The following is a 14,939-nucleotide window of genomic DNA, read 5'->3' as shown; positions in this document are numbered from 1 at the left end:
CGGATTTTGGTCGGGGAATTGGCGGGGGCTTTTTTAGCGAATATGATTAAGAAATAGGTCTGTTGTACCTTCAGCTACTTCAACCTCACTTTGAATGTAAGTGACTGTTAATTGAAGGACTAGAACTACTGTAATAATGATTTTGCTTGTCCAGTAGTGGCGTATTAAATGAGGAGTGACATATAAGATTGTCTCTTCGTTTACTAAATCAAAATTTCTATGAAATTGATAGAATCCCTAATTTTCTCTTAAACTTGAAAGTCTTGTTGTAAAGTGGTTAAAGCTTGAGAAGCTGAGGATGTAAAGTTTTGACAAATTTTGTGAACTGTGAGATAATGGAGAGGAATTAAGGATTAGTTCTATATCATGGACTAGAAAAGACCCCAAGCTAACTTCCACATTAAGCTTGGGGTCTTTTTTGACACTATCTATCTTTGTTTAGCCATTTATCGACTAAGCGAAGGATGACACCGACCACAATCGGTCCGATGATAGTTTTAAGGATTAGTTCCATCATGGGCTATCTCACCTCCTTTCGCAGGCGGTGTAGCAGTGCCGTAGAATATTATACCATAAAGTAATCTACTCTCTCATATTATACTAAAGTCAAAAAACATCTTATAATAGTAGTTATGAAACTCACAAACGAAGAAACACAAAAAATTGAAAAACTCCTAAGAGATTCATCGTACGCCGAATACCACAAACGTCTATAGATTATATTTTATTCAAAAGAGTTATAAGGAAATCATGGATCTGCTAGATTGCAATAAAACAACTGTTTGGAGGAATTTGAAAAATATAAGGAGTTTGTATGCTCTTCTTCAAGAGACTCGTGGTGGACGTCATAGAGAATATAGGACTTACGAAGAAGAACAAGCATTTCTAAAACGTCATATAGAAACTGCTCAAGCTGGGGAATTTGTAACTGTCAATCAGTTATTTGCATCCTATCAAAAAGAGATTAGTCGCACTTCTACACGTGATGGTTGCTATTATCTCCTGAAATGCCATGGTTGGCGAACGGTCACTCCTCGACCTGAGCATCCCAAGAAGGCAGACGCTCAGACAATTGAGTATGAACAAGAATCACCTCATTTGTCTTAGAGTGCTATATTTTAGAAAAATTGAAATGGCAAAGTTCTTTTGAGATAATTTTGTTAGTTGAAATTGTTTAGCTAGGCTCAGTGATTGAAACTTTTTAAATCGCATTTATTTAAAAAAATTAAAATTACCCTCAAAAATGCTTTTTTTTTTTAGGAAATATAATATAATAGTTGAAAAAGATTAAAGGAAATTTCTTATGGCTAAGAAAATCAAAGATGAAAATGGGAATGTATATGTGAAAAAAACACCTTTTTATAAAAAATGGTGGTTCATATTGATTGTTATTATTGTTGTATTTGGTGTAGTTAAAGGTGGAAGTGGAAGTAACTCCACTAAGCAGGAAGTTGCATCTAGTTCAAGTACGCAAACAGCAGCATCAGAAGAAACTTCTCAAACAAAGGCAACAGAAAAAAATAAAAATAAGGAAGAGGAGACAAAAGCTAAGGCAGAGAATAAAATCGGAGAAGTTGTTAAAGTTGGAGATGTTGAATATATCGTGAATTCAAAATCTCTGTCTCAAAATGTTGGAGGAGAATTTGGCAAAAACGCAAATGGTATTTATTTAATTCTGAATGTGACGGTAAAAAATAATGGTAAAAAATCTATAACTGTTACGGATGATTTCTTTAAGCTTTTAAAAGATGATACAGAGTACTCAACTGATAGTACAGCTGGTATCTATGCAAATCAGGAAGCAAAATTCTTTTTGTCAGAATTAAACCCTGAAAATAGTATCACAGGAAATGTGGTATTTGATGTGAATACGGAGACTGCAGATGCTTCAGGCTTACAGTTACAAGTACAAACAGGTGTTTTTGGAACTCAAAGAGGAAAAATTAGTCTAGATTAGTCTGAATTAAAAATGCAAAATGTCTATTTTTTAGTAGATGTTATGCATTTTTTCTTATTCTTTACATTTGTTTTTATGTTATGGTTTTAAAAAATTAGTAATCTAGGAATTATGTTGAAGTGGAGAAAATGGTGCAAATTGGATTTTGAAGCCTTATCCACCTATAATTGTATAGGGATGACTTGGATCAACAGAGAAAAATAATAAAACTTGTTTTTGCTTAAGCAAAATTTAAGGCTAGTCTAGTATTATATAGTCATTAAATAAAGACCTCCTAACTTTATTTAATAAAATCCTAAACTTTTCTTTTTCATCATAATCTCCCTTAACTCCACCGGGACTGGTGGAGTTTTTTTGCTCTATTTCAGGCTTTTCGGAAGTTTTCTAAATATCATTTTTCAATAGCTTTCTCTAAATCTTATAAACTTTATTGGACAGATTCTAAAGTTGGAGAAGCTGAATGGATGAGGATATAAACCTTTGACAAAATTCGTGAACTATGGGATAATAAAAAGGAATTGAGTACTAATTCCATCATGGGCTATCTCACCTCCTTTCGTAGGCGGTGTAGAAGTTCCGAACAATATTATACCACATAAGTGCTAGACTCGGGAGTCACAATCCAGTGGCTTTTTTGTTTGTGGCTTGGTTTTTTGATATAATAGAGCCATGAGTAGAATTTTAGATAATGAGATAATGGGGGATGAGGAGTTAGTAGAACGCACGCTCCGTCCTCAGTATTTACGTGAATATATCGGACAGGATAAGGTCAAGAACCAGCTCCAAATCTTTATCGAAGCTGCCAAAATGCGGGATGAAGCGCTGGATCATGTGCTCTTATTTGGCCCTCCAGGCTTGGGAAAAACGACCATGGCTTTTGTTATTGCCAATGAACTAGGTGTCAATCTCAAGCAAACGTCTGGGCCTGTCATTGAAAAAGCCGGTGATCTGGTAGCGATTTTGAATGACTTGGAGCCTGGGGATGTCCTTTTTATTGATGAGATTCATCGCTTGCCCATGTCTGTGGAAGAGGTGCTTTATAGTGCCATGGAGGACTTCTACATTGATATCATGATTGGTGCTGGTGAAGGCAGTCGCAGCGTTCATTTGGAGTTGCCACCTTTTACCTTGATTGGGGCGACGACTCGGGCTGGTATGCTCTCAAATCCGCTACGGGCACGTTTTGGGATTACAGGTCATATGGAGTATTATGCCCATGCTGACTTGACGGAAATTGTTGAGCGGACGGCAGATATTTTTGAGATGGAAATCACCCATGAGGCAGCATCTGAGTTGGCCCTACGTAGTCGTGGGACCCCTCGTATTGCCAATCGTCTCCTCAAGCGCGTGCGCGATTTTGCCCAGATAATGGGGAATGGGGTGATCGATGATCTTATTACCGATAAGGCTTTGACTATGCTGGATGTTGACTATGAAGGTCTGGACTATGTGGACCAGAAAATCCTTCGTACCATGATTGAGATGTACGGAGGTGGTCCTGTTGGTCTAGGAACTCTTTCTGTTAACATAGCAGAAGAACGTGAGACGGTGGAAGACATGTATGAGCCTTACTTGATTCAAAAAGGTTTTATCATGCGGACACGGTCTGGACGGGTGGCGACTGCTAAGGCTTATGAGCATTTTGGGTATGAATATATTGAAAAATAAGGCTGAAATTTTAGACTCTTTCAGAGAAAATCCGGATATGATGGCTATTCTGACTATCATCCGAAACCTTGGTCTGAAAGATTCCTGGTTGGCAGCAGGTTCTGTCAGAAATTTTATCTGGAATCTCTTGTCAGACAAATCCCCTTTTGACTGTGAAACAGATGTAGATGTAATTTTCTTTGATCCAGATATTTCTTATGAGGAAACCTTGTCTCTAGAGAAAAAGTTGAGAGAGGATTTTCCTCAGTACTAGTGGGAATTGAAAAATCAGGTCTGTATGCATCAGCACAGTCCTCATACTGCTCCCTATAGCAGCTCTTGTGATGCCATGAGTAAGTATCCAGAACGATGTACGGCTGTTGGACTGCGCTTGAATGAAGATTCTACTTTAGAACTCTTTACTCCTTACGGACTCGAGGATATTTTGAATTTTCAAGTTCGTCCAACTCCTCATTTCTTAGAAAATGAAGACTGAATGGAGCTTTATCAAACACGTTTATCCAAGAAAAATTGTCAGGAGAAATGGAAAAATTTGATTTTTAAAACTTCTTAAGGAAACTTTAAGCTAGGGAGTGTATACTGAGTTCATAAGTTAAGAAGACCTTAACTTAAACTCCTAAAACTTTTTCATAATAATCTCCCTATAAAAAATAAAGTCGCCCAATCAGGCGGCTTATTTTTTTGAAAAATGGGCTTGGTGCCTGAGAATAATACTCAATGAAAATCAAAGTGTAAACTAGGAAGCTAACCGCAGGTTGCTCAAAACACTGTTTTGAGGTTGCAGATAGAGCTGACGTGGTTTGAAGAGATTTTCGAAGAGTATAAATAGCTTAGTGATAGAAGAAAATAGGGAAATATGGTATAATGAAACGATAGATTTTTGAATAGGAATAAGATCATGTTTGGATTTTTTAAGAAAGATAAGGCTGTGGAAGTAGAGGTTCCGACACAGGTCCCTGCTCATATTGGCATCATCATGGATGGCAATGGCCGTTGGGCTAAAAAACGTATGCAACCGCGAGTTTTTGGACATAAGGCGGGCATGGAAGCATTGCAAACTGTGACCAAGGCAGCTAACAAACTAGGCGTTAAGGTTATTACGGTCTATGCTTTTTCTACAGAAAACTGGACCCGTCCAGATCAGGAAGTCAAGTTTATCATGAACTTGCCAGTAGAGTTTTATGATAATTATGTCCCGGAACTGCATGCGAATAATGTTAAGATTCAAATGATCGGAGAAACGGACCGCCTGCCTAAGCAAACCTTTGAAGCTCTGACCAAGGCTGAGGAATTGACTAAGAACAACACAGGTTTGATTCTTAATTTTGCTCTTAACTATGGTGGACGTGCTGAGATTACACAGGCTCTTAAGTTGATTTCTCAGGATGTTTTAGATGCCAAAATCAACCCAGGTGACATCACAGAGGAGTTGATTGGTAATTATCTTTTTACCCAGCATTTACCTAAGGAGTTACGAGACCCAGACTTGATTATCCGTACCAGTGGAGAATTGCGTTTGAGTAATTTCCTACCATGGCAGGGGGCCTATAGTGAACTCTATTTTACAGATACCTTGTGGCCTGATTTTGACGAGGCGGCCTTGCAGGAAGCCATTCTTGCCTACAATCGTCGTCATCGCCGATTTGGAGGAGTTTAGGAGGAAATATGACACAGGATTTACAGAAAAGAACCTTGTTTGCAGGGATTGCACTGGCTATTTTCCTACCGATTTTGATGATTGGGGGACTCTTGCTTCAGATAGCAATCGGAATCATAGCCATGCTAGCCATGCATGAACTTTTGAGGATGAGAGGTCTAGAGACCATGACGATGGAGGGCCTCTTGACCCTCTTTGCAACCTTTGCATTGACCATTCCCTTGGAGAATTACCTGACTTTTTTGCCAGTTGATGGGAATGTGGTTGCCTATAGTGTTTTGATTTCAATCATGTTAGGAACGACCGTTTTTAGCAAGTCTTATACGATTGAGGATGCGGTTTTCCCTCTTGCTATGAGCTTCTACGTGGGCTTTGGATTTAATGCTTTACTAGATGCTCGTGTTGCAGGTTTAGATAAGGCGCTTTTGGCCTTGTGTATCGTCTGGGCGACAGACAGTGGTGCCTATCTTGTTGGGATGAACTATGGGAAACGAAAGTTAGCACCAAGGGTATCGCCTAATAAAACCCTTGAGGGTGCCTTGGGTGGTATTTTAGGAGCGATTTTAGTAACCATTATCTTTATGATAGTTGACAGTACAGTTGCTCTTCCATATGGAATTTACAAGATGTCAGTCTTTGCTATTTTCTTTAGTATTGCTGGACAATTTGGTGATTTACTAGAAAGTTCGATCAAACGTCATTTTGGTGTTAAGGATTCTGGGAAATTTATCCCTGGACATGGTGGTGTTTTGGATCGTTTCGATAGTATGTTGCTTGTATTTCCAATCATGCACTTATTTGGACTCTTTTAATCAAAAGACGGAGGAAACGCTATGCTCGGAATTTTAACCTTTATTCTGGTTTTCGGGATTATTGTAGTGGTGCACGAGTTCGGGCACTTCTACTTTGCCAAGAAATCAGGGATTTTAGTACGTGAATTTGCCATCGGTATGGGACCTAAAATTTTTGCTCACATTGGCAAGGATGGAACGGCCTATACCATTCGAATCTTGCCTCTGGGTGGCTATGTCCGCATGGCCGGTTGGGGTGATGATACAACTGAAATCAAGACAGGAACGCCTGTTAGTTTGACACTTGCTGATGATGGTAAGGTTAAACGCATCAATCTCTCAGGTAAAAAATTGGATCAAACAGCCCTCCCTATGCAGGTGACCCAGTTTGATTTTGAAGACAAGCTCTTTATCAAAGGATTGGTTCTGGAAGAAGAAAAAACATTTGCAGTGGATCACGATGCAACGGTTGTGGAAGCAGATGGTACTGAGGTTCGGATTGCACCTTTAGATGTTCAATATCAAAATGCGACTATCTGGGGCAAACTGATTACCAACTTTGCAGGCCCTATGAATAACTTTATCTTGGGTGTCGTTGTTTTTTGGATTTTAATCTTTATGCAGGGTGGCGTCAGAGATGTTGATACCAACCAGTTCCATGTCATGCCCCAAGGGGCCTTGGCTAAGGTGGGAGTGCCAGAAACGGCACAAATTACCAAGATTGGCTCACATGAGATTAACAACTGGGAAAGCTTGATTCAGGCTGTGGAAACAGAAACCAAAGATAAGACGGCCCCGACTTTGGATGTGACTATTTCTGAAAAGGGGAGTGACAAACAAGTCACTGTTACACCCGAAGAAAGTCAAGGCCGTTACCTTCTAGGTGTTCAACCGGGAATTAAGTCAGATTTTCTATCCATGTTTGTAGGTGGATTTACAACTGCAGCCGACTCGGCTATCCGAATCCTATCAGCTCTGAAAAATCTGATTTTCCAACCGGATTTGAACAAGCTAGGTGGACCTGTTGCCATCTTTAAGGCAAGTAGTGATGCTGCTAAAAATGGAATTGAGAATGTCTTGTACTTCTTGGCAATGATTTCTATCAATATCGGGATTTTTAATCTTATTCCGATTCCAGCTCTGGATGGTGGTAAGATTGTGCTCAATATCCTGGAAGCCATCCGCCGCAAACCATTAAAACAAGAAATTGAAACCTATGTTACCTTGGCCGGAGTGGTCATCATGGTTGTCTTGATGATTGCTGTGACCTGGAATGACATTATGCGACTCTTTTTTAGATAATCGAGGAATATTATGAAACAAAGTAAAATACCTATCCCAACGCTTCGCGAAATGCCAAGCGATGCTCAAGTTATCAGCCATGCTCTTATGTTGCGTGCTGGTTATGTTCGCCAAGTATCTGCAGGTGTTTATTCTTACCTACCACTTGCTAATCGTGTGATTGAAAAAGCTAAAAATATCATGCGCCAAGAATTCGACAAGATTGGTGCCGTTGAGATGTTGGCTCCTGCCCTTCTCAGTGCAGAATTGTGGCGCGAATCAGGTCGTTACGAAACTTACGGTGAAGACCTTTACAAACTAAAAAACCGTGAAAAATCAGACTTTATCCTAGGTCCAACACACGAAGAAACCTTTACAGCTATTGTCCGTGATTCTGTTAAGTCTTACAAGCAATTGCCACTCAACCTTTACCAAATCCAGCCTAAGTATCGTGATGAAAAACGCCCACGTAATGGACTTCTTCGTACACGTGAGTTTATCATGAAGGATGCTTATAGTTTCCACGCTAACTATGATAGTTTGGATAGTGTTTATGATGAGTACAAAGCAGCCTATGAGCGTATTTTCACTCGTAGTGGTTTAGACTTCAAGGCTATTATTGGTGACGGTGGAGCCATGGGTGGTAAGGATAGCCAAGAATTTATGGCCATTACATCTGCTCGTACAGACCTTGACCGCTGGGTTGTCTTGGACAAGTCAGTTGCCTCATTTGACGAAATTCCTGATCAAGCGCAAGAAGAAATCAAGGCAGAATTGCTCAAATGGATAGTCTCTGGTGAAGATACCATTGCTTACTCAAGTGAGTCTAGCTATGCAGCTAACTTAGAAATGGCAACAAACGAGTACAAACCAAGCAACCGTGTTGTCGCTGAAGAAGAAGTTACTCGTGTTGCAACGCCAGATGTTAAATCAATTGATGAAGTTGCAGCCTTCCTCAATGTTCCAGAAGAACAAACGATTAAAACCCTCTTTTACATGGCAGATGGTGAGCTTGTTGCAGCCCTTCTAGTTGGAAATGACCAACTCAACGAAGTCAAGTTGAAAAACTACTTGGGAGCAGATTTCTTTGACGTTGCTAGCGAAGAAGAAGTGGCGAATCTTGTTCAAGCAGGATTTGGTTCACTTGGACCAGTTGGTTTGCCAGAGAATATTAAAATCATTGCAGACCGTAAGGTACAAGATGTTCGCAATGCAGTTGTCGGTGCTAACGAAGATGGCTACCACTTGACTGGTGTGAATCCAGGTCGCGATTTTACTGCAGAATATGTGGATATCCGTGAAGTTCGTGAGGGTGAAATTTCCCCAGACGGACAAGGTGTTCTTAACTTTGCGCGTGGTATCGAAATTGGTCACATCTTTAAACTCGGCACTCGCTATTCAGCAAGCATGGGAGCAGATGTCTTGGATGAAAATGGCCGTGCTGTGCCAATTATCATGGGATGTTACGGTATCGGTGTCAGCCGTCTCCTTTCAGCAGTGATGGAGCAACACGCTCGCCTCTTTGTTAACAAAACGCCAAAAGGTGAATACCGTTACGCTTGGGGAATCAACTTCCCTAAAGAATTGGCACCATTTGATGTGCACTTGATCACTGTCAATGTCAAGGATGATGAAGCGCAAGCCTTGACAGAAAAGCTTGAAGCAAGCTTGATGGGAGCTGGTTACGAAGTCTTGACAGATGACCGTAACGAACGTGTTGGTGTTAAATTCAGCGACAGCGACTTGATTGGATTGCCGATTCGTATCACTGTTGGTAAGAAAGCAGCCGATGGCATCGTAGAAGTGAAGATTAAAGCGACTGGTGACACTATCGAGGTTCATGCAGATAACTTGCTTGAAACGCTTGAAATCCTCAGCAAGAAATAAAAACTATAATCAGAAGAAAAACAAGGAAAAAATGTAACTAGTTTTTACCTTGTTTTTTCTGTATAATGGGAAAAATGAGTAGATAAAGAGGTAAATGTATGCTAAGATTTCCAAAGGATTTTGTCTGGGGATCCTCTACTTCTGGGCCACAGACAGAAGGACGTATAGCTGGTGACGGTAAGGGAGATAATCTATGGGATTATTGGTACCAAGTGGAGCCAAATCGTTACTATAATGGGATTGGTCCAGATAAGACATCGACCTTTTATGAAAATTGGGAAAAGGATATTGAGCTTTTGGTAGAGACTGGGCATACAGCCTTCCGAACTTCTATCCAGTGGTCTCGGATTTTTCCACAAGGACGTGGAAAAGTCAATTCTCAGGGTGTAGATTTTTACCGTAAGGTTTTTGAGGCTATTAAGGCCAAAGGGATTCGTCTGTTAGTCAATCTTTATCATTTTGATTTGCCTTTTGCCCTTCAAGAGGATGGGGATGGTTGGGAAAATAAGGCGACAGTCTCAGCCTATGAAGACTATGCTCGTTTTTGTTTTGAGACTTATGGAGATTTAGTGGATCAATGGATTACCTTTAACGAGCCAATCGTTCCAGTAGAATTTGGCTATTTTTACGATGCCCATTATCCACATAAGGTGGATGCAGAGGTAGCGGTTAAAGTAGCTTATTATACACAATTGGCCAGCAGTCGGGCGGTTAAGGCCTGTCATGAACTCTTGCCTGATTCCAAGATTGGGATTGTCTTAAACTTGACACCGGCTTATCCACGTAGCCAGCATCCTGCTGATGTCAAGGCGGCTCGTATTGCGGACCTTTTTCAGGCCCAATCTTTCTTAGATCCGTCTGTTTTGGGGACTTATCCACAGGAGTTGGTAGAAATCTTGCATGAATACGGGCTCTTGCCTGATGCTACAGAGGAGGAGTTGGAGCTCATTCGTGACAATACGGTGGACTTCCTTGGTGTCAACTACTATCAACCTTTGCGTGTTATGGCTCCTCGATTTGCGAAGCATCCAGAGAGTCCACTCTTACCAGAACATTTTTATGAGCCTTATGTGATGCCTGGACGTAAAATTAATCCTCACCGTGGCTGGGAGATTTATGAGCAAGGGATTTATGACATTGCCCAAAATATCAAGGAAAACTATGGCAATATTGAGTGGATGTTGACAGAGAATGGTATGGGTGTTGAAGGGGAAGAAAAATTCCGTGAGAATGGAATGATTCAAGATGATTACCGTATTGACTTTGTAAAAGGTCATCTTCGCGAACTTTACCGTGCTATTGAAGACGGAGCCAATTGTAAGGGCTACTTAATTTGGACCTTTATTGACTGTTGGTCATGGCTCAACAGCTATAAAAATCGCTATGGTTTGGTTGAATTGGACTTGAAAACGCAAGAACGCCGTCTGAAGAAATCAGGGCACTGGTTCAAGGAATTAAGCGATAATAATGGATTTTAAAAAGGACTCTGACTGATTATCCTAATTGGTCAGAGTTTTTTGTTTACAAGAAGTTAATGTGAACTATACCAATTTTTACTCTTGACAAGTGAAAAAAACAAGTATATACTGTTTTTGCTGATTCTATAAAAGAAGAATTAGACTATACCAATTTTAAGGAGAAAGCACAGCTTGTCTGTGTCGTATATACTATGTGTGGAATTGTTGGTGTTGTTGGAAACACAAATGCAACTGATATTTTGATTCAAGGGCTTGAAAAGCTTGAATACCGTGGCTATGATTCTGCGGGAATTTTTGTCCTAGGTGGTGCTGAAAATCATCTGGTCAAGGCGGTTGGCCGTATTGCAGAATTGTCTGCTAAGACAGCTGGTGTGGAGGGAACAACTGGTATTGGACATACTCGTTGGGCGACTCACGGAAAACCAACGGAAGACAATGCTCACCCACACCGCTCTGAGACTGAACGTTTTGTCTTGGTGCATAACGGGGTGATTGAGAACTATCTTGAAATCAAGGAAGAATACCTTGCGGGGCACAACTTCAAAGGGCAAACAGATACGGAAATCGCCGTTCACTTGATCGGAAAATTTGCGGAAGAAGATGGCTTGTCAGTTCTTGAAGCTTTCAAAAAAGCTCTTCACATCATCCGTGGTTCTTATGCTTTTGCCTTGGTTGACTCACAAGATCCTGAAGTTATCTACGTAGCTAAGAATAAATCACCACTTTTGATTGGTCTTGGAGAAGGCTATAACATGGTCTGTTCAGATGCTATGGCTATGATTCGTGAGACTAATCAATATATGGAAATTCATGACCAAGAGTTGGTAATCGTCAAGGCAGATAGCGTAGAAGTTCAAGACTATGATGGCAATCGTCGTGAACGTGCTAGCTATACTGCAGAACTTGACTTGTCAGATATCGGTAAGGGAACTTATCCTTACTACATGCTCAAGGAAATTGACGAGCAACCAACGGTTATGCGGAAACTTATCCAAGCCTACACAGATGAGGCTGGTCAAGTTGTCGTAGCCCCAGCTATTATCAAGGCTGTTCAAGACGCAGACCGTATCTACATCCTTGCAGCTGGAACATCTTACCACGCAGGATTTGCTTCTAAGAAAATGTTGGAAGAATTGACAGATACGCCAGTTGAACTTGGAATCTCATCTGAGTGGGGCTACGGTATGCCACTTCTCAGCAAGAAACCACTTTTCATCTTTATCAGCCAGTCTGGTGAAACAGCGGATAGCCGTCAGGTTTTGGTCAAGGCTAATGAAATGGGAATCCCAAGCTTGACAGTGACAAATGTCCCAGGTTCAACCCTTTCACGTGAAGCTAACCATACCATGCTCCTTCACGCAGGTCCTGAAATTGCCGTAGCCTCAACCAAGGCCTATACAGCGCAAATTGCAGCCCTTGCCTTCCTTGCAAAAGCAGTCGGAGAAGCAAATGGCAATGCCAAAGCGCAAGCCTTTGATTTAGTTCATGAGTTGTCAATCGTAGCTCAGTCTATCGAATCAACTCTTTCAGAGAAAGAAACCATTGAAGTCAAGGTTCGTGAGCTACTTGAAACAACTCGTAACGCCTTTTACATCGGACGTGGTCAAGATTACTACGTAGCCATGGAAGCAAGTCTCAAACTTAAAGAGATTTCTTACATCCAGTGTGAAGGCTTTGCGGCAGGAGAACTCAAGCACGGAACTATTGCCTTGATTGAAGAAGGAACACCTGTTTTGACTCTCTTGTCAGATCCAGTCCTTGCCAACCACACTCGTGGAAATATCCAAGAGGTGGCAGCCCGTGGTGCAAAAGTCCTCACTATCGCAGAAGAAAATGTTGCTAAAGAGACAGACGATATCGTCCTTACGACTGTACACCCTTACCTCTCACCAATTTCAATGGTCGTACCAACACAATTGGTCGCTTACTTTGCAACCCTCCACCGTGGTCTTGATGTGGACAAACCACGTAACCTTGCTAAATCAGTAACGGTAGAATAGAATCTATGAATATACGGGCGTAAAGCCATAGGTTTATCCTATAAGGTTTTACAGCCTATTTTTTATGTTACAAATGATGATAGGGGTTTACTTTTCAATAATTATAGCAGATTGAATTTAGAACAGTACACAGGAATACTAAAATATTTCTAGAAATTAATTTGAATTTTCCAATTGATTTGTTCGTATCTTATTTCAAACTACTATAAAAAGAGGAAGCTGGGCAAAAACTCAATTTGAAGAGAAAATTCAGTAAATCTTTCCATGATAAAACGCATCATATTAAGGTTTTGTACACCTGATATGATGCGTTTTATCATTTTTAAGCCTTTTTGCCCAGCCTCGTCAAAAGTAAAGTTTTGGCACAAAATCTGTGACAAAACTTTAGTTTTAAAGGTTTTTAACTTTGTATATACTAGTTTTAAGAAAAGGAGGATGATCCTAATGGAAGAAAAAGTATCATTGAAAGTCAGAGTTCAAAAACTAGGGACATCGCTTTCAAATATGGTTATGCCCAATATTGGAGCATTTATTGCTTGGGGAGTGTTGACTGCCCTCTTTATCGCTGATGGCTATCTGCCAAATGAACAGTTAGCTACTGTTGTTGGTCCTATGTTAACGTATTTATTGCCAATCCTGATTGGTTACACAGGTGGATATATGATCCATGGTCAACGTGGTGCCGTTGTAGGAGCTATTGCTACTGTTGGTGCAATCACAGGTTCTAGTGTTCCTATGTTTATCGGAGCTATGGTAATGGGCTCACTGGGAGGATGGACTATCAAGAAATTTGATGAAAAGTTCCAGGAAAAAATTCGTCCCGGATTTGAAATGTTAGTTAATAATTTCTCAGCTGGTCTCGTTGGTTTTGCATTATTGCTTTTGGCTTTCTACGCAATCGGTCCAGTCGTATCGACTCTTACTGGAGCTGTTGGGAATGGTGTTGAGGCTATTGTTAATGCTCGCCTCCTTCCTATAGCTAATATTATCATCGAACCGGCTAAAGTCCTTTTCCTCAATAATGCCCTCAATCATGGCATTTTTACTCCTCTGGGAGTAGAACAGGTAGCTCAAGCTGGTAAGTCAATTCTCTTCCTATTGGAAGCTAATCCTGGACCAGGCCTGGGAATTCTATTAGCTTATGCTGTATTCGGTAAAGGTTCTGCTAAATCTTCTTCTTGGGGGGCAATGCTTATTCATTTCTTCGGAGGGATTCATGAAATTTACTTTCCTTATGTTATGATGAAGCCTACTCTATTTTTAGCTGCTATGGCAGGAGGTATCTCTGGAACTTTTACTTTTCAACTCTTAGACGCTGGTCTTAAATCTCCAGCTTCACCAGGTTCTATTATTGCGATTATGGCTACGGCGCCAAAAGGCGTTTGGCCCCATCTAAATGTTCTTCTAGGTGTTTTAGTGGCAGCAGTTGTTTCTTTCCTTGTAGCAGCCCTTATTCTTCATGCAGACAAGTCAACTGAGGATTCGCTCGAAGCTGCTCAGGCGGCTACCCAAGCAGCTAAGGCTCAGTCTAAAGGTCAGTTAGTATCAACTTCTGTTGATGCAGTTGTTTCGACAGACTCAGTGGAAAAAATCATTTTCGCCTGCGATGCTGGTATGGGAAGCTCTGCTATGGGAGCTAGTATTCTTCGAGATAAGGTTAAAAAAGCAGGTCTAGAGATTCCAGTATCTAATCAGGCAATCTCAAATTTGCTTGATACACCAAAAACATTAATTGTTACTCAGGAAGAACTGACACCAAGAGCTAAAGACAAGAGTCCAAGTGCTATTCATGTTTCTGTTGATAATTTCTTAGCGTCCCCTCGTTATGATGAAATTGTAGCTTCATTAACAGGAGCTTCTCCAATAGCAGAAATTGAAGGAGATATATCAACTTCAGCATCAGTAGATAGTCAGGAAATTGACCTTAACCATATTGATGCTGTAGTAGTTGCTTATGGTAAAGCACAGGGATCTGCAACTATGGGCTGTGAAACGATTCGGGCTATCTTTAGAAACAAGAATATTCGTATTCCAGTTTCTACTGCCAAAATTTCAGAATTAGGTGAATTTAATTCTAAAAACATAATGATTGTAACAACTATTTCTTTACAGGCAGAAGTGCAGCAAACAGCACCGAATTCTCAATTTCTTATTGTGGATAGTTTAGTAACAACACCAGAATATGACAAAATGGCTGTTAGAATGTACAAATAGAACTAG

10 protein-coding genes and 2 pseudogenes are annotated in these 14,939 nt (G+C 40.5%); 11 read left to right on the top strand and 1 reads right to left on the bottom strand.

Features of this window, described 5'->3' with window-relative positions; genetic code table 11:
* Window positions 1–424: 424 nt before the first annotated feature.
* Window positions 425–517: a type I toxin-antitoxin system Fst family toxin gene (locus B4W83_RS01115; protein WP_000970294.1), complete on the bottom strand. Its 93-nt coding sequence runs from the start codon at window positions 515–517 to the stop codon at window positions 425–427.
* A 115-nt stretch (window positions 518–632) separates the two neighbouring features.
* Between B4W83_RS01115 and B4W83_RS01110 the strand changes: the two are divergent.
* The 11 genes and pseudogenes from B4W83_RS01110 to B4W83_RS01055 form a co-directional block, all read left to right on the top strand.
* Window positions 633–1,074, top strand: a pseudogene (locus B4W83_RS01110) (transposase); the annotation flags it as partial.
* A 229-nt stretch (window positions 1,075–1,303) separates the two neighbouring features.
* Window positions 1,304–1,957: a DUF4352 domain-containing protein gene (locus B4W83_RS01105; RefSeq protein ID WP_001074692.1), complete on the top strand. Its 654-nt coding sequence runs from the start codon at window positions 1,304–1,306 to the stop codon at window positions 1,955–1,957.
* Window positions 1,958–2,626: 669 nt separating this feature from the next.
* Window positions 2,627–3,625, top strand: a complete 999-nt coding sequence (gene ruvB / locus B4W83_RS01100) for a Holliday junction branch migration DNA helicase RuvB (protein WP_007284862.1) — start codon at window positions 2,627–2,629, stop codon at window positions 3,623–3,625.
* Window positions 3,606–4,178, top strand: a pseudogene (locus B4W83_RS01095) (nucleotidyltransferase family protein). Before ruvB ends, B4W83_RS01095 begins: the two are co-directional and overlap by 20 nt.
* A gap of 345 nt (window positions 4,179–4,523) precedes the next feature.
* Window positions 4,524–5,282, top strand: a complete 759-nt coding sequence (uppS, locus tag B4W83_RS01085) for an undecaprenyl pyrophosphate synthase (RefSeq protein ID WP_000466722.1) — start codon at window positions 4,524–4,526, stop codon at window positions 5,280–5,282.
* Between the two features lie 8 nt (window positions 5,283–5,290).
* Entirely contained in the window at window positions 5,291–6,094 is an 804-nt protein-coding gene (locus B4W83_RS01080) for a phosphatidate cytidylyltransferase (protein ID WP_000189868.1), read from the top strand.
* Window positions 6,095–6,115: 21 nt separating this feature from the next.
* Complete coding sequence (gene rseP, locus B4W83_RS01075) at window positions 6,116–7,375, top strand: RIP metalloprotease RseP (RefSeq protein WP_000900657.1); 1,260 nt, start codon at window positions 6,116–6,118, stop codon at window positions 7,373–7,375.
* Window positions 7,376–7,387: 12 nt separating this feature from the next.
* On the top strand, window positions 7,388–9,241 hold the full coding sequence (locus B4W83_RS01070; protein ID WP_000814009.1) for a proline--tRNA ligase: 1,854 nt from the start codon (window positions 7,388–7,390) through the stop codon (window positions 9,239–9,241).
* A gap of 98 nt (window positions 9,242–9,339) precedes the next feature.
* Complete coding sequence (bglA, locus tag B4W83_RS01065) at window positions 9,340–10,719, top strand: 6-phospho-beta-glucosidase (protein ID WP_000943498.1); 1,380 nt, start codon at window positions 9,340–9,342, stop codon at window positions 10,717–10,719.
* 191 nt (window positions 10,720–10,910) lie between these two features.
* Window positions 10,911–12,719: a glutamine--fructose-6-phosphate transaminase (isomerizing) gene (glmS, locus tag B4W83_RS01060; RefSeq protein ID WP_000334290.1), complete on the top strand. Its 1,809-nt coding sequence runs from the start codon at window positions 10,911–10,913 to the stop codon at window positions 12,717–12,719.
* A 444-nt stretch (window positions 12,720–13,163) separates the two neighbouring features.
* Entirely contained in the window at window positions 13,164–14,933 is a 1,770-nt protein-coding gene (locus B4W83_RS01055; RefSeq protein ID WP_000391684.1) for a PTS mannitol transporter subunit IIBC, read from the top strand.
* Window positions 14,934–14,939 lie beyond the last annotated feature (6 nt).

The organism is Streptococcus pseudopneumoniae ATCC BAA-960 = CCUG 49455 (assembly GCF_002087075.1).
GTDB lineage: Bacteria > Bacillota > Bacilli > Lactobacillales > Streptococcaceae > Streptococcus > Streptococcus pseudopneumoniae.
The sequence above is the reverse complement of the archived record's forward strand: the minus strand, read 5'-3'. Positions and strand labels throughout refer to the sequence as shown.